This is a genomic window from Corynebacterium haematomassiliense (assembly GCF_013978595.1).
Taxonomy (GTDB): domain Bacteria; phylum Actinomycetota; class Actinomycetes; order Mycobacteriales; family Mycobacteriaceae; genus Corynebacterium; species Corynebacterium lehmanniae.
The window spans coordinates 252,511-268,642 of record NZ_JACDTZ010000001.1 but is presented as its reverse complement, the minus strand read 5'-3'; the positions used below and the strand labels follow the sequence as shown (position 1 = coordinate 268,642).

Here is a 16,132-nt window from a genome sequence, read left to right as displayed (position 1 = left end):
GACGCGCTCACCGCAGCGGCTCACGCCGCGAATAACTCGCTTCGGAATTTCCACAACGAACACCTCTTCAAGTCGCTTCAGGACGCCACCAGATCGGGGCTTCTCGCTCACGCCACGAACGCCTATTCGCAACAGTGGAAGTCCTTGCTCCCAAACCTCGTTGACTATCAGATGAAAGCCTTAGCAGCCGCCCCGTCACTCGACCCGTCGCGGTATATCGCCCCGGTACCCGACGTGAAAACCCTGCTCGGAAATGACGTCTGGGACCAGGTCACCGGCGCGGCGCTGAAGCACTCGCTTGACGAAACGTTTGCCGAGTTCGCCGAGGCAGCGAAAGCCGCAACGTCACTCGCACCGGCTGTCGAAGCAGCGCACAATCTCGCGCAGCAATACGTTGACGTCGTCGGCGACAACGACCCGTTGCCGTATTTGGAGAAGTTCCACGAAGACTTCCTCACACAGTTCGCGCTACTTGTCCTGGCCGCCTCCCGCGTCGAGAACCTCATGGCCGACCTGTGCGAAATCCACTTCGGCAACACCCAATTCGGCAACGCCACTCACCTCGCGCACACGTCATTCGGCCGGATGCGCGGCTACCTCGAAGACAATGCGGAGTGCGGGGCGTGCCGCGAGCTTGCAGCCGACACGAAAGACCCCATCGACTTTCGCAACACCCTTGTCCACGGCGACTGGTTCGTTGGCAATGAGATAGCCTCCGCCGAACACCAGTCCAGGCGCGTGTGGTTCGAAAAGCTCGCAAACGTCACCCGGGTGGTCAAACGCCGGCCGCTGACCAAGAAAGACTTCGACAAACTTGCCGACCAGTGGAACACGGGCAAGCCGCAGACCATTCGCGACTTGTTCGAGTCGGAGCTCGTCACAACAAGCCTCGTTTCGGCACATGTCGAAACGTTCACCGACTTGGGCGACCGGTGCGAAGCAGAGCTCGAACGTCACGAGAAGGGCTGACGAAGGCAGAAAGCCACCAGGCACGCAGGTAGTTCAATGTCCCCGCGCGCCGCGCTTTCCGCCCCGACCCTCGTAACGACAACCGCCACCGCAACGCACCCCGCTTCCGTGTCGGCAACCGCTCCGGCAAACGTGTCGGACTCCGAAGCGTGCAAACGTGCCCGGTCCGGCAACCGGGTCGAATACCGCAACGGGACTTCGAAGCGAACCCCACCGGACACCGAGACGAGCCTCGGGGCGGTGGCCGCGGCGCACCCCGCTACGACACGTCCGCCCGGTCCGGCAAACGAGACGGGCTCCGGGTCGGGGGTCTGCGGGAAAGGCGGCGGGTTCCGCGGCGGGGTTCGAGGCGGGAAACGTCACGAAGTTCGACTGCGGTTTCCGGGTCGGGGGTCGTTGCGGGCTGTGTAAGGAAGCGACGGAAAACGTGTAAGCCGCCGCGTAAGCGGCGGCGAGTCTAGAGGTTGGGGAGTTTACTGAAAGCCCCGACCAGGGGGTTTCACGAAACTGTTCCAATCTTTTCACGAAACCTCCTGCCGGCCGAAGAAAAACGGCCGCGAACACAAAAATGACCCGCTCCGCTCGTTCGGAGGGGTCATTTTTCTTCGTCTGAACGCCGTTTTGGGCCGAATTTCGGCACTCGCCCACGACCTCTCGGCCACGGGCTTCGTCCTCGTTGTTTGAGGACCAGCCGGTGGCCTTGGTCGGTCTATGCCGCAAGCGGTGGCGCGTTGGGGAAAAGCGTCGGTGCCAGTCTCGTCGCGGCCGCGGGTCTTGCGCCCGTCAGGAGGGGTCGTGGGAGGCGTGGGCTTCTTCGGGAAGCGCCAGCGAGACTCCGCCGACAGCAAACCAATGTTGGCCGCAACGACGGACATGACAGCCGAAATGGCCTGGGCTGCCCAACCACGCATAAGCCGCATGGTGGGGTCGCCGTGTCCCTGGTGCCGGGAGGACTTCACGCGGTCATTGCGAGACTCAATGGTGTTGCGACGGTGGTACTGCTCCTGCCCCTCCTTCGTGCCGTAGGGCGCGCCCTGGTTGAGGTACTTCGCACCGTCCTCGGGCGTGTTCTGCACGGTAATAGAGGCCTGGGAGCAGACCGCACTGCACATGCCAGAGGTCAAGTCCCATCGGCAAGCGTTACACAACACTAAGGGACGCAACCGCCGTTGGAACACTGCTGCTATGTCAGAGCCCGAAAGCTCCGCCGCTGACGAGGATCACGATGCCGAGGCCGATGAGAACGATGGGAAAGAGGATGTCCTCCCAGCGTTCGAGCACTTCCGCGATCGGGGGGCGGGTGGCGACGAACTTTGCCAGGGCCACCAGGACCGCAACGAGCGCGAGGAAGATAACGCAGTAGGCGACTACTGCGAGAGGCTCCACGCTGAGGAAGACAGGGGTGTAGACACCGATGTTGTCGCCGCCATTGGCAAAAGTGACGCCTGCGACTGTCCCCACGCCGACCTTCTTGCCGGCAACCTTGGCCTCGTCGTCATCGTCGTCATCGTCTCCGCGCCAGGCCTCCCATGCGGCCCAGAGGCCGATGCCCAGCGGGATGAGACCAAAGTATGGAATAGCTGCCGGGGGCAGAAATGCTCCGGCGCCGATGGTCACGAGGATCGCGGCGACGAGGATGCCGGCAAATCCGAGGTACTGGCCGGCCAGAATACGGGCGGTGGTGCCGCTCTGGCCTGCCCCTCGCGCGAAGAAGAGGGAGAGCACGATGATGTCGTCGATGTTGGTAGCTGCGAACAGGCCTATCGCCTGCAAGACCGTGGTGAGCATTACGCGCCCACCCCAGCTACATCGCATCCGGGAAGCGTGCAGGCGGGATCCATGCACGGGGCATCTTCGTCTACTGCCAAGGTGGCATCGACCAATGTAGTCAGCGCCTGCGCCAGGTGCGGATCGGCGATCTCGTATCGCGTCCGACGCCCCTCGGGCTCGGAGACGACGATCCCACAATCGCGCAGGCATGCCAGGTGGTTGGACACATTCGAGCGTGTCAGGTCCAGAGCTCGAGCCAGTTCCGCCGGGTAAGCGGGATGGTCGAGCAGGGTTAAGATGATCCGGGATCGAGTGGGGTCGGCCAGTGCACGACCCAGGCGGTTCATCACGTCGAGACGCGAAGCAATAGTCAGCATGCACTGAACTATACAGCGAGCGCTGAACGTGTCAAACCCGATGTAGCGGTGCAGCTGTGTGTGCTGCTCAAGAGACAGTGGAAGGAGCAGAGCTGGCAGAGATTCCGGCAAAGTTGCGAAAACAGCGTCGCCGGCTCGAGATTCAAGTTGCGCACGAGCCTGGCGTAGTTCGGGAGATCGGTTTTCAGGCCCCAAGCAATGATCCGAACGGGACAAAACTCGATGGCCTCATCATCTTGAACCGGGAAGGCTCGAACAAACTTATCTACCTCATCCGCAGCCTCGACTCGATTCCCGTTTGCAGCGGGGACACATCGGGGTTCGACGACGGTTCGCGCCGCCAAGGAGAGCCTTGCCGGATGGATTGCCGAGAGGGACAACGAGGGAGACAACACTGGCGACGGTGCATACTTGGTTGAACCACGCTCGTTTCTGATGATCGGCCCATGTGCGATTTGTGTGCCGCGCCCAAGGCAACCGAATTGGCTCGAAGTTCCGTAGCTTTGAAAGTTTCCGCTCGAACCGCAAGTCACCGGAGGTGCTCACCTTTGACGAGCTTGTCGAGCGTTCACGGTGGAGCGTGGAGCTTGCCGAGAGGTAGGAAGAGGCGGAAGCGGAATTTCCTGACTTCCCGCTCTAAGGAGCGCTCCTGCTCACGTCATATAATTGACTTCTGTTGTGTAACCGGAGTCGGAACCCGGTGTAACCGGGGTGTAGCCACGAACCCGCTACAACTGGTCGGGGAGTTTACTGAAAGCTCCGAGCAGGGGTTCTGGTTTCTTTTCCCGTTCAATTCAGGAAACGCTGCCAGATTTAACCCTGCTTTCAAATCGGGTGACTTTCGGAGAGACTGACCCCGACAACATTCAATCTGGCGCGAAATGATTCGCCGGCGTGCACAATCGGGGTTCTGCATGCCGGTGAGGAACTAATTGTGGTTCAATTAACCCTAGACTCCACAGCCCGAACAGTCGTGGATAATGCCATTACCGGAAGGAAGCAGGTGCATGAACGATGACTCTCAAGATGATGAGCGCCGCCGGTCGAGCACGCCGCCGGGGAGTGGACGTCATGGAGACGAACCCTCGCCCGCTGCGAACGCAGGCACGCATGAAGGCCAACGATCCCCGGGCGACGATTTACAACGGGTGGAAAGTGACGTTCAACGCAATGGACAAGAGCATTCGGACGGTTCTCCCGGCGAAGTAATTGACGCTGAACTCGTCGAGGAGGTCACCCGCCAGATTGCAAGTTCCGCGTACCTGTGGAGTGCCCCTGCACCAGCACCGGAGACGCTGGAAGCTTACCGACAAGTTGACCCCACTTTTGCCGATCGTGCAATGCGAATGGCGGAACAAAGCATTGCAGCCTCGAACCACGAGAAAGAGTGGCTTGCCAAAGGGGATGTGGACGCTCTCAAACGTGGTCAATACTTGAGTTTCGGCATGTTTCTGGCCTCGATCGGCGCTGCCTTGGCCGTTTACTTCGGCGGGGGTTCTGAGTGGCTGGCTGGTGTCTTCCTCGCGCCCCCAGTTTTTCAATTCCTAGGAAAGTTTGTCAGGACTGTTCGCAGGGAAGAAGATGACAACCTCGAATGATGCGCAATCTCTGACCTAAGGCGGACCGAAGCCCCCGCCTTTAATTCACCTCTAAGCGAGCTCGTCCCATTCGGTGTCGACGAGCACGTGGCCGCCGCTGTCCATGGCGACAGGCGGCAGCACTTCCACCGGCGGCAGGCCGTACGACATGAGCATGCGGGCGAAGGAGCGGTGGCTGGGGCTGCGCTCGTCGATAAGCTCTTCCGCTTCCATAATCACCTGCTCTGTGACGACGGTGAGGCCGCGCCAGAAGTCGTCGCGGCTGCCGCTGTAGGTGAACGCTATGTAGCGGGTGGAGGCGTCCTCGACGGTGCCGAAGGTGTAGTCGCAGCCCGGCTCGAGGGCGTCGGCGGCGTGCAGCTTGGCTACCTGGAGCAGGGTGAGCAGAGGGTTGTCGCGTGGGTCGATGAGCACGAGGAACTCGGCGGGAGCGTCGCTGCCGCGCCAATGGTCGACTTCGGCGCGAAGCATGCCGGCGGTCATGTTGGGGTTCGAGTTAGCGATCATCGGCGGTCACCTTCCACTGCGGCGGGATGCGGAAATTGCCATCGCCCAGATGGTGGTCCTTCCAGTTCGCAATTGCGCGTGTCCAGCGGCCCGGATCGGTTTCTTTCCAGCTGTGGTCGCGTTCGATGGAAAGGTGCGCGTCCAGGAGGCGGGTGGTCGCGTCGGTGACGTCGTCGGCCAGGGTGTGGGCGAAGTCGCCGTCGAACAGCTGGTCAGCCCAGCGAATGAACGGTAAGAACAGCGGGTCAGCGAAGTCTTCGCACGGCGGGTCGATGACAGTCCCGTCCGGGAGGTACACGTAGTCGATGACGTGCTGGTTTTGCGCCATTTCCGTCTCCGCAATGTCCATCAGGCGGATCAGGCGCGACGTGTTCAGTATCAGCGCTCCGTCGAACTCTTCGCCGTCCACGCGTGTGATCCAACCGGCATTGACCAATCGCTCGATACATCCTTTGAGCGGAAAGTTGGGTTCGCGCCACCAGGGACGCTCATAGGCCTCCTCCGGGATGTAGTGGATCATCCCGATGCACCCGCGGCGGAAGTTCCCGTGGCGATCAATGATCTCGCCGGTGTAGTCATCGGCGTATTTGCTCACATGTGCGAGGGCCGTTTTGTCTTGGTACTCCAGTGATGGGGTCATCACCTGCATCACTGCGTCAGAAAGTACTTCTCCCAAATGGTTCTCCTTTGAATCCGTCGTTTTTCTAGACCGATCAGTACGGTAAGACCCGCTAGGGGAATTGTCAAGAACATATGTTCGACATAGTAGGTGCCGGCAGGAGAACTTGTTGACACGTCACCATGGCGCGCGTAGCATCACTCTCGTTCCATAGTTGACCCATCAACAAAATTCGAAGGAGACAATCATGCAGACCGGTACCTACACTCTCGACCCCGCCCACTCCTCCATCGGCTTCACCGTGCGCCACGCCATGGTGACCAAGGTCCGCGGCGAGTTCACCGACTTCGACGCAACCGTGACTATCGCGGAGGAGCCGTCCGCAAGCACCGCTTCCGGCACCGTGCGCACCGCGAGCGTGGACACCCGCAACGCCGACCGCGACGCACACGTGCGCGGCGAGGACTTCTTCGCCGTCGAGCAATACCCGGAGATGACCTTCACCGCCACCAGCTTCGACGTCGACGCGCAGGGCAACGGCACTGTCACCGGCGACCTGACCATCAAGACCACCACCAAGCCGGTCACCTTCGACGTCGAGACCTTCGGCGTCGAGGAGGACCCGTTCGGCAACACCCGCCTCGGCTTCGAGGCCCGCACCACCATCAACCGCAGTGAATACGGCATCGACTTCCAGGCGCCGCTGAACTCCGGCGGCATGCTGGTCAGCGAGAAGGTGGGCATCGAGATCGAGGGCTCCGCGATCAAGCAGTAGCTTCTCGACGAGCACTCCGCTCCCCCACCCACTAGAATTTCAGTCTGTGCTGAGCAGGAAAACCTTCATGTCCGCCACGGCAGTGGCGGGCTTTTCTGCGTTGGTGGGGTGTGCCGGCCCGCGGGGCACCACAGGCATAACTGTGACGGAGACGGCGACCACGACGGTCCGTGAGACGGTGACGGCGTATCCCGGCCCGGAGCGCTACGCGGGCCGGGTGCCGCAAGCGTTCGGGACTTCACTGCGCGGCATCGTGGAGACGGTGCCGGTGACCCCGGGCAGGCGCACGATTGCGCTGACCTTCGACGCCTGCGGCGGGCCGAGTGGTTCGGCCGTGGACCAGGGGTTGATAGACGCGCTGCGCGAGCATGCCGTGCCCGCAACGCTGTTTTTGAGCGCCACCTGGATCGACGCGAACCCGGAGGCGACGCGGAACTTGGCGGCGGATCCCCTGTTCCGCCTGGAAAACCACGGCACTCGCCACCTGCCGCTAAGCGTCAACGGCCAGGCGGCTTACGGCATCGCGGGCACTGCGACGCCTGCGGAGGCCATCGCGGAAATCGACGGCAACCGCGCGCTGCTGGCGGAATACGGGGTGGATTCGACGTGGTTTCGCTCAGGCACGGCCCACTACGACAACGTCGCCGTCCACATCGCCCGCGAGCGCGGGGTACAAATCGCGGGCTATTCCGTCAACGGCGACGCTGGGGCGACTGCGGCGGCGGGCCATGTGGCGTCGACAATCATGCATGCCCCCGACGGGGCGATCGTGCTGGCGCACATGAACCACCCCTCCTCCGGCACCGGGCCGGGTGTGCGCCGCGCGCTGGAGCAGCTGCGCGGCGACGCGGTGCGGTTTACGTTCCTCGACGGGAGCGGGCCCTAAAACTCGGCCGGCATGATCATCCAGGCCACGCCGTAGGCCAGCAGACCCGGGAACAGGCCGATGAGTGCGAGCAGGACGAAAACGACGCGCACGACGGTCGGGTCCACGCCGAGGTACTGGGCGATGCCGCCGCACACGCCGGCGATGTACTTGTCGGTCATGGAGCGCTCGAGGCGCTTCGGGGAGTTGCCGGGGTTGATGTTCTGCGGGTTGTAGGGGTTGGACATTGCGGGGTCCTTTCATGCTCGGAATTGGTGCGTCCTATCCAACCCCCGTTCGCGGAAGCCCGCAAGGACGGGCGTCGTGCAAAACCGTGTTAGCACTGGCGAGTGGGTAGTTCTTGGGCGCCGACTACGTCGGCGAAGAACTCGCGGATCTTATCGGCGCGGTCCTCGTTGAGGTGGTCGAAGATGAGGCGCCGGACGGTTTCGACATGGTCCGGAACCGCGTCCTCGAGATGCGTCATGCCCTGGTCCGTGAGCGTGACCAGAACGCCGCGGGCGTCGCCGGGGCACTTGCTCTTGGTCAGCAGACCCCGCTTTTTCATGCGGGTGACCTGGTGGGAGGCGCGAGAGCGGTCCCAGCCGAGTTCCTCGCACAGCTCGCGAAGGCGCAGGGTGCGGTCTTGCGCCTCCGACAATGCGACGAGGACAGAGAATTCAGACGAAGAAATCTCGCTGCCCTCTTGGAGGCGGTCGTCGATGGTGCGGGAGATCTTGTTGAATCCGGCCAGGATTAGCCGCCACAGTTGCTGTTCTTCGTCGTCAAGCCACCGCGGTTGTGTAGTCATACCGGCAGATCCTAGCCCATGGTCGCGGTTTTCAACTCGTCCATGGAGTACGTGCGCGCGGCGGCGACGCGGTCGAAGCGCTGCGGGAAGCAGGTCAGCACCAGCACCTGCGACGTCTTCCCCACCTGCGAAAACAGCGAGTTCATGCGGGCGAGACGCTCCGGGTCGGTGGCGCCGAGGGCGTCGTCGACCACCACGGGCACCGGCGTTGTTTCGCCGGAGGCGGTGACTAGGTCAGCGATGGCGAACCGGGTGAGGATAGCCAGCTGCTCCTTCGTGCCGCCGGAGAGCTGGTCCAGCGGCACGCTCACCCCGTCGACGGTGCGCTCGGTGACGGTGAGGTCGTCGCCGAAGTTGAAGTCCACGGTCGGGCCGAACAGCACGCGGGCGTGGTTACGGATCGCGTCGTTGAACGGCGCGGTGTAGCGGGCGCGGGCGGCGTCGCGGTGGGTGTGCATCGTCTCGCGCAGCAGGCGCACGGCGTCGGCGCGGCGCGTGGTGCGGGCCAGTTCGGTCTCCGCGGCGTCGAGCTCCGCGGCCGCGCGGTCAGCTTTCTCGGCGGCGCCGGCGGCGATCTCGATGCGGCCGGTCAGCTCGGTGATGCGGTTTTTGGCCTCGGCTTGGCGCTTCTCCAGGTTCTGCAGGCGCGCCTTCGCGCCCTCGAGCATCTGCTGGGCGATCTCCGGGTCGGCGGCCGCGAGCTCGGCGGAAAGCAGGGTGTGCGCCTCGTTTGCCTCGCGTTCCTGCTCGCGAGCGGATTCGAGACTGTCCTCGAGTGAGGTTTTCGGCGTGGTGGTCTCCGCCTGCGCCAGCTCGTCGGCGGCGTGGCTGGCCTCGGCCTGCTTCGCCTCAAGCTTGGTCTGCACGACGGTCAGCTCGCTTGCGGCGGTGCGGTCGGCGTAGGGCTTGAGCGCGGCGTCGGCGGCGTCGACGTCCTTTTCTGCCTTATCCAGCGCCTTTTGGGCGTCTTTTACTGTCAGCTCCGCGGCCTGCTCGGTGTCGGGCAGCTCGACGGTGTCGATCGCCTCGGCGAGCTCCTCGATCTGGGTGGCCAGGCGGTCACGCTCCGCAGCGAGCTCGTCGGCGTCGGTGCCAGCCAGCGCGTCGTCGCGGCGCTGGCGGGCGGACTTCACCTCTGCGTCGTGCGCCTTGCAGGCGTCCCGGGCGGCGCGGGCTTCGTCGACGTCCGCGCAGCCCAGCTTGGACAGCAGGCTGGCAAGGGCGTCCTCGGCCTTTTCCACGGCACGGCGGGGATCCTCCGCGCCCTGGGCGGCGCGGAAAACCACGTCGAAGTCGTCGAGAGTGAGGCGCGTGCCCTCGTAAACGGCGACGGACTCGGTGCCGTCGATGCCCACGCTTTCGCCGTCGACCTGGATGGTCTTTCCTTTGGCGGTGATCTCCAGTTTGGCGGAGGCCGCCTCGCGCAGGCGCCGCTGCAGCGTCAGCTCGCTTTCGGCCTGCTCCAGCTTGCGCACGTCCGCGTCCGTGACCTGCAGGGCGGGGGCGTTTTTGAGCAGGGTTGCGTAGGCTTCCTCTGCTTTGCCGATGAGGGTGAGTTGGTCGGTGACGACCGTGAGGCGCCGAGAGGCACGCACGTGGTCGCGGACGTTTTCGGCGCCGCGCAGGGTGGTGCGAGCGGTGGCGAGGCGGGTTTTCGCCTCCTCGACCTGCGCCGTCAGCTCGGTAATCTTCTCGCGTTCGGCATCGCGCGCCTCCTGCGCCGGCGCAAGGGCGGCCTGCAGGTTCTTTTCCTCCTCGCGCAGCTTGGCCACGCGCTCGGAGAGGGCGGTGCGCTCGGCGAGGTCCTGCTCGGCGCGCTTCCTGGCGACGGTGGCGCGCTCGAGCTGCTCAGCCGCAGTTTTGGCTTTCTCGGCGAGTTGGCTGGCCTGGGCGAACTCGGCCTCGCGCTCGGCGAGCTCTTCGTGGGCCTGCGGCAGCTCCGTGTCCACCGCGCGGATTTCGTCTTCGCGGCGGGCCACCTCGTCCACAAAGGTGGCCAGCTGCTGCACCTCATTTTCCGCGGCGCGCAGGGTCTCGCGAGCGGTGTCCACGGCGTCGGACTTGGCGGTGAAGGAGGCTTTGGGCTTGGGCGGGGTCGCGGCCGTCCAGTAGCGGGCGTACTCCGCCTCGATGGCGGCCATGAGCTCGGTGTCCTCCTCGCCGGAGCGCTCGGTGCCGTTCTCCGCGTCGAGCGCCTGGGAGATGGACGGGATGCCGGCGGCGGCGATGCCCGGGTCCAGCTCGCCCTGGCGCAGGAACAGCGTCTTGGCCAGGCTGGTGTCCATCTGTTCGGCGATGATGCGGGCGAGCTCATCGTCCGCCTGACGGCCGGTGAAGTTCTTGTGCACCGGCGAGAGGATCTCCAGCTCCGAGAGCTTGCCCTTCAGCCAGCGCTTGTGGATTGTGAAGGTGGTCTCCCCCACCGTCGCGGTCATGGTGACCTCGGGGGACGCGTCGCGGCCGACCGGGGCGAAGATCTTGATCTTTTTGCCGCCGGCAGAGTGGCGCTCCTGCAGCACGGTGCCGATGGCGTCCAGGATGGTGGACTTGCCGGCCTCGTTCTGGCCGTGGATGACAATCACGCCGGTATCCGGCAGGTCGCGCAGCTCCAGGTGCTCGATGGCGCGGAAGTTGTCGATGACAAGGTCGTGGATGCGCATGGTCTAGCCCACCTCCTTGGACAGGCGGAACAGCAGGTTCACGGCGTCGCGGGCGGTGGCGTTGTCCTCGGCCGCCTGGCCGATCAGCTCCCGCATCGCGTCTTGGGCGAAGCCGGTTAAGGGCAGGTTTTCCATCTCTTCCTCGTCGGGCTCGAGGTGCAGGCTCATCAGCCGCTCGCGCGGGTAAAGCGCGGCGAAGACCGGCTCGAGCTCGGCGAGTTCGCGCTCGAGGGTGCGCGTGTCCTCTAGGCCTAGCGTGCCAGAAAGCGCGTACTTAATCACGGTGCGGTCTTTTTCCGGGTACGCCTTGAGGTCCTCGATCACCCCGGCCACGTCCTCGGCACCGGCGACCTCCCAGAAGCGGGCTTCGAACGTCCAAGCGCCGACCGAGACTTTCTCCACCGAGACGTCGGCGCGCCCGCCGCTTTTGTCCACGGTGACCACCAGCGCGTTGCCGGAATCCACCTCGCCGCCGGCAACACCAGGGGTGCGGTCGAAGTAGTCCGTGGTCTCCGGCGCACCGGAGTACCAGATCCGCTCCGAGGCGGTAAGTGCCGCGGTGGAGTGGGTGTCGCCCAGCGCGACGTAGTCGATCGTGCCCTGGTCGATGGCGGTGTCGAGCGAAGCAACGTCGATAAGCGAATGTGCCTCCTCTTCCCCGAAGCCCTCCACGGCGCCGTGGCCGACGAGGATGCGGACCGCCTCCGTCGGCTCTAGGTCGCGGATCGCCTTGGCGCACAGGTCCTCCGAGGCGTGCTTGGTTAGCAGCGGGGCGCCCACCACCTCGACACCCTCGCGCACGACCACCGGCTCCGAATCTGCGAGCACCGTGACGCCTTCGATCCCCTCGGTGCGCTGGAAGATGCTGTCCGCCACCAGCGGGTCGTGGTTGCCGGGCAACAGATAGACCGGCACGGGGAGCTTGCGCAGCGCCTCGAGCGCGCGGCCGAGTGTGGTCGGCTCGAGCGAGTTGTGCTCAAACACGTCGCCGGCCACGACGATGAACTCGGCGCCGCGGTCCTGGGCGATCTCCCCCAAGCGGGTGACGGCGCGGAGGCGTGCGTCGTCGAAACGCGACTGCGCTTCGAGCGACAAGAATTTTCGGCGCATGCCTAACTGCAGGTCGGAGGTGTGGATGAAGGTGGTGTGCGTCATGTCTTATACACCTACCACCGCGCCCGACACGCCAGCACGAACATTCGAACACATGAGCTAACGGGTGAGTTCGTCGTAGAGATCTTCGATGTCCGCCACGGCCCGCAACTGGTCAATGTTGGTGAACGACACGGTCTGCATCGCGCGGTGGAGCAGGTCGATGTCCGAATCCTCGATCATCGGCGCCACCTTCGGACGCGGCAGCTCTGGAAGCTCCCGGCCGGACCAGAAGTACTCCGAGCCGGGCTCGGCGTTTTCCCTGGCCAGGTCATCCGCCTGGTTGCGCTTCCGGTTCTCCAGCTCCTCCAGGCGCAGTCCGCGCATGGTGAAGATGACGCTCGGGTCCTTATCTATGAGCTCCGCGGTGCGCTGCGCCACGGCGACGGCGTGCTTGCACACGGCCGCGCCGTCCGGGCAGTCGCAGTGGAAGGTGACCTCCTGCGGAGTTCTGCACAGCAGAATCTCCAAGACATCCTCGGCGAGCGTGCCAGCCTTCGCCGCGGCGATGGACCCTGGCGCCCGCACGATCGCGCTGGTGGCCTCGCGGATCTCCTCGGCGTGGCGCCGCGGCAAGTACATAGCCACCCGGAACGGGTCATTCTGGCTGCCCACCACCGCCGCGCGCACACCGTGGGACACCGCCTGCAGCTCCACCACATGCCCGCGGGCGGCGTACTCCGCACCACGTTTCGCCCGGCCCACGTCGGTCTGGCGCACCGCGGCGTTGTAAATGGTCATCGCCGCAGGCGACAGCGACCGCGGACGGAACGTGCCGACGTCCGTGCCGCCAGTTTCCGCCGCGCTGGACACACGTTTGCGCGCGCCGAAGTTGGCGTAGATGACGTTGTTATCCTGCGGGCGCTTCTTCTTCTCAGTCATTTTGCCCCCTGTAACTGATCAATTGGGCGAGCTCCTCGGTTCCCAGCTCGGTGATCCAGCCCTCGCCCTGGCCCACCACGGCGCCGGCGAGCTGGGTCTTGCCGTCCAGGATGTCCTGGATGGACTCCTCCATCGTGCCGCGGGTGATGATCTTGTACACCGTGACGTTCTTCTCCTGCCCGATGCGGAACGCGCGGTCCGTGGCCTGATTCTCCACCGCCGGGTTCCACCAGCGGTCCAAGTGGATGACCATGGACGCCGCCGTCAGGTTCAAGCCGGTGCCGCCGGCTTTCAGGCTGAGGATCATCGCGCGGGGCCCGTCCGGCTGCTGGAAGCGCTCCACCATCGCATCGCGCGCGGACTTGCCCACGCCGCCGTGGAGGAACGGCACGTCCTCGCCGAGGCGCTCGGACAGGTAGGGCTTCAAAATGTCTCCGAACGCCTTGTACTGGGTGAAAATCAGCACACGCTGGTCGGACGCGGCGGCTTCTTCCAGAAGCTCCATGAGTTTTTCCACCTTGCCGGAGCGGTGGCGGCCTTTGTCGGTGACCGCGGAGCCATCGCCAAGAAAGTGCGCCGGGTGGTTGCACACCTGCTTGATGCGGGTAATCGTGGCCAGCACGAGCCCCTTTCGCGCAATCCCCTTGCGCTCGTCCAGTTCCGCCTGCGTGCTGTCCACCAGCGCCTTGTACAGCGCGGCCTGCTCCGGGGTCATGTCCACGGCGATGACGTGCTCGGCCTTGTCCGGCAGGTCCGAGATGATCGCCGTGTCCGTTTTCAGGCGGCGCAGGATAAACGGCGCGGTGAGGCGCTGCAGCCGCTCGCCCATCTCGTCCGCAAGCTCCGGGTCCCTGCGCGACTCGATGGCTTTGGCGAAGTGGTTGCGGAAGAAACTCTGCGAGCCCAGCATGCCCGGATTCACAAAATCCAGGATGCTGCGCAGCTCAGAAAGCTTATTTTCAATCGGCGTGCCGGTCAGCGCGATGCGGTGTCGTGCGGGAATTGCGCGAACGCTTTTCGACGACTGCGTGCCCGCGTTCTTGATCGCCTGCGCCTCATCCAACACCACGTGATCCCACTGCACGGACGCCAAATCCTTGGCGTCGCGCGCGGCGGTGCCGTAGGAGGTGATGACGATGTCGGACTCCTCGGCGGCCGCAAACAGGTCGTCGCCTTTGAGCCTGCCCGCGCCGTGGTGCACGCGCACGCGCATCTCCGGCACGAAGCGGGCGGCCTCGCGCGCCCAGTTGTTCACCACAGACGTCGGCGCCACGATCAGCGACGGGCCGCGCCGCGTGCCCTGCGCCTGCTCCACCGCGAGCAGGGTGAGCAGCTGCAGGGTCTTGCCCAGCCCCATGTCGTCCGCAAGCACCGCGCCCAAGTTGTTGCGGGACATGAAGTACAGCCAATCCACGCCGCGGCGCTGGTACTCGCGCAGCTCGGCGGTGACGGTGTCTGGGACGTCCACCCGCTCCGGCGCCGGGCGGTCCGTGCCGCCGACCAGGGAGGTGAACCAGGGCGAGCCGGTGAACTCGATCGGGCTGTCCGCACCCGCCTCCAGTGCGAGCTGGCGCAGCTCCGCGGCAGACACCACGCCCTCGCCCTCGGCGGCCTTCAGACGCTCGTACTCCGCCTGCGCCTCCTCGGCGAGGCGCTGCAGCTCCTCGGCGTCCTCTGAGCCGGCGGCCTGCGCGATGCGGGCGCGCTTGATGGCGCTCTCCGCCTCCAGCATCGCGTTTTTCAGCGACGTGTCACGCAGCTTCTCCAGGTACTTCGCCGTCTTGGCCACCTCGCGGCTATCCGCCAGCACCCACTCGCCGCGCAGCTTGATCAGGCCGGACTTGGACTTGACCAGCTCCGCCATCTCTTCGTCCGAAAGCTCCACGCCGCCGACGGACAGCCGCCAGTCGTACTTGACCAGGGCGTCAAAGCCCATCATGGTCACGGTGGAGGAATCGTGCGGGTCCTGGTGCTCGCTGACCTTGAGCTTCGACGCCGTCTCCGCCGTCGCCCACGCACGCGGCAGCAGCACCACAAAGCCGTGGGCCCGCAGGGTCGCGGCGCTTTCGCGGACGAACTTCACAATTTCGTCGCCGTTCAAGTACAGGTCCCAGTCGCCCGCGTTGGGGTCGAAGCCCTGGTCCACGGTGGAGCGGAACCGGCCGTGCTGTGCCGGATCCGCCAGCGAGGTCACCGCGATTGCCCGGTCGAGCTGGCCGCGCAGGACGTCGGCCGTCTTCGAGTCGTAATCCCCCAGCCGCACCGGCCGCGGCGAATCCGCGCTGGAACGTACCTGCACCCGCACCGGCCACAGCGTGTCCGGGCCCGACTCCTCGGCCCCGTCTGGCGACTCCACAATGAACACCAGCTGCATGTTCACCGCCGTGATCGTGCCGTTCCAATCCCCCATCTGGCGGGCCAGCACCGCCCCGCCGCGGCGCAGCGGGATGCTGTAGAGCAGCGACTTCACAAAATCGTGCCATGGGTACGGCCTCGTCGCCGCCTTCTCCACCGCGCCCTGCAGGCGTTCCGTGGCGATCCAGTGCGTGAACATCTGCGCGCAGTCCTCGCTCAGGTTCGCGTTGTTCACTGTGAGCACACCCGGCGAGGCGGCGATCATCTCCGCCAGCCAGCTGCGCTCCTCCAGTCCGGTGCCCAACTGCCACTGCGCGTACCACAGCCCGTCGTGGTACGGCACGTTGATGCTCACGCGCCCCGCGCGCACGAACTGGGTCAGACCCCGATACATGCGCAGGATCCAGTACATGTCCGGCGCGACCGCCTCGCGCTGCGCGGGCGTTGCCGCCGGCGAATCCCCGTCCAGGTGCGCCAGGTTGTCCAAAAAGCGCACCGCATCCTCGGGCGCGAACTGCGCCAACGGCGCCCGCAAGCTGACGTGCCGGCCCTTCGGGGTTTGCAGGATCAGGGTATGGAAGTGGCGGAACCTTTGGTCGTCCAAAAGCGAATGCACGATCGGCGGAAACGTGCCGGGCGGCACGTCATCCATGGTCACAATGCGGTGTCCCTGTACGCGCTCAACCCACACCGAAAGCCCGGACTCGGGGAGCCACAGGCCATGGAGAAGGTATTCAGGCATACCCACCCTTATACCACCGACACCGACATCGCCCCCGCCGAGCGTTCGAA

The 16,132-nt window shown here is 64.9% G+C and carries 14 protein-coding genes; 4 read left to right on the top strand and 10 right to left on the bottom strand.

The genetic code is table 11. The features are described 5' to 3' along the window. Window positions 1-171 precede the first annotated feature (171 nt). A complete protein-coding gene (locus tag H0193_RS01320) occupies window positions 172-969 on the top strand; it encodes a hypothetical protein (RefSeq protein WP_181888222.1) in 798 nt (265 codons plus the stop codon). 1,188 nt (window positions 970-2,157) lie between these two features. Here the strand turns inward: H0193_RS01320 and H0193_RS01315 are convergent. Further along, window positions 2,158-2,757 (bottom strand): cadmium resistance transporter, encoded by a 600-nt coding sequence (locus H0193_RS01315; RefSeq protein ID WP_200803038.1) that lies wholly within the window; start codon window positions 2,755-2,757, stop codon window positions 2,158-2,160. Continuing rightward, a complete protein-coding gene (cmtR, locus tag H0193_RS01310) occupies window positions 2,757-3,116 on the bottom strand; it encodes a Cd(II)/Pb(II)-sensing metalloregulatory transcriptional regulator CmtR (RefSeq protein WP_181888220.1) in 360 nt (119 codons plus the stop codon). The genes H0193_RS01315 and cmtR overlap by 1 nt, the downstream gene beginning before the upstream one ends. Window positions 3,117-4,123: 1,007 nt before the next feature. Between cmtR and H0193_RS01305 the strand changes: the two genes are divergently transcribed. Beyond that, window positions 4,124-4,714, top strand: coding sequence for a hypothetical protein (locus H0193_RS01305; RefSeq protein ID WP_181888219.1), 591 nt, complete (start codon window positions 4,124-4,126; stop codon window positions 4,712-4,714). A gap of 51 nt (window positions 4,715-4,765) precedes the next feature. Here the strand turns inward: H0193_RS01305 and H0193_RS01300 are convergent, their stop codons facing one another. Continuing rightward, window positions 4,766-5,221 carry a hypothetical protein gene (locus tag H0193_RS01300; protein ID WP_181888218.1) on the bottom strand — a complete coding sequence of 152 codons (456 nt, stop codon included), beginning with the start codon at window positions 5,219-5,221 and terminating at the stop codon, window positions 4,766-4,768. Next, window positions 5,211-5,897, bottom strand: coding sequence for a hypothetical protein (locus H0193_RS01295; RefSeq protein ID WP_181888217.1), 687 nt, complete (start codon window positions 5,895-5,897; stop codon window positions 5,211-5,213). Before H0193_RS01295 ends, H0193_RS01300 begins: the two co-directional genes overlap by 11 nt. A gap of 190 nt (window positions 5,898-6,087) precedes the next feature. On the opposite strand from H0193_RS01295, the gene H0193_RS01290 reads away from it, so the two are divergent. After that, window positions 6,088-6,615 carry a YceI family protein gene (locus tag H0193_RS01290; RefSeq protein ID WP_181888216.1) on the top strand — a complete coding sequence of 176 codons (528 nt, stop codon included), beginning with the start codon at window positions 6,088-6,090 and terminating at the stop codon, window positions 6,613-6,615. Between the two features lie 67 nt (window positions 6,616-6,682). Beyond that, complete coding sequence (locus tag H0193_RS01285) at window positions 6,683-7,501, top strand: polysaccharide deacetylase family protein (RefSeq protein ID WP_181888215.1); 819 nt, start codon at window positions 6,683-6,685, stop codon at window positions 7,499-7,501. Here H0193_RS01285 and H0193_RS01280 read toward each other — a convergent pair. The 6 genes from H0193_RS01280 to H0193_RS01255 all read right to left on the bottom strand — a co-directional run bounded on the left by H0193_RS01280 (window position 7,498) and on the right by H0193_RS01255 (window position 16,082). Next, a complete protein-coding gene (locus H0193_RS01280) occupies window positions 7,498-7,728 on the bottom strand; it encodes a PspC domain-containing protein (RefSeq protein ID WP_181888214.1) in 231 nt (76 codons plus the stop codon). The genes H0193_RS01285 and H0193_RS01280 overlap by 4 nt on opposite strands. A gap of 89 nt (window positions 7,729-7,817) precedes the next feature. Further along, entirely contained in the window at window positions 7,818-8,291 is a 474-nt protein-coding gene (locus H0193_RS01275; protein ID WP_181888213.1) for a MarR family winged helix-turn-helix transcriptional regulator, read from the bottom strand. 11 nt (window positions 8,292-8,302) lie between these two features. Further along, window positions 8,303-10,951, bottom strand: a complete 2,649-nt coding sequence (locus H0193_RS01270; protein ID WP_181888212.1) for an AAA family ATPase — start codon at window positions 10,949-10,951, stop codon at window positions 8,303-8,305. 3 nt (window positions 10,952-10,954) lie between these two features. Continuing rightward, complete coding sequence (locus tag H0193_RS01265) at window positions 10,955-12,106, bottom strand: metallophosphoesterase family protein (protein ID WP_181888211.1); 1,152 nt, start codon at window positions 12,104-12,106, stop codon at window positions 10,955-10,957. A 57-nt stretch (window positions 12,107-12,163) separates the two neighbouring features. Further along, window positions 12,164-12,985: an SWIM zinc finger family protein gene (locus H0193_RS01260; RefSeq protein WP_181888210.1), complete on the bottom strand. Its 822-nt coding sequence runs from the start codon at window positions 12,983-12,985 to the stop codon at window positions 12,164-12,166. Beyond that, window positions 12,978-16,082, bottom strand: a complete 3,105-nt coding sequence (locus tag H0193_RS01255; protein ID WP_181888209.1) for a DEAD/DEAH box helicase — start codon at window positions 16,080-16,082, stop codon at window positions 12,978-12,980. Before H0193_RS01255 ends, H0193_RS01260 begins: the two co-directional genes overlap by 8 nt. Between the last annotated feature and the right edge of the window lie 50 nt (window positions 16,083-16,132).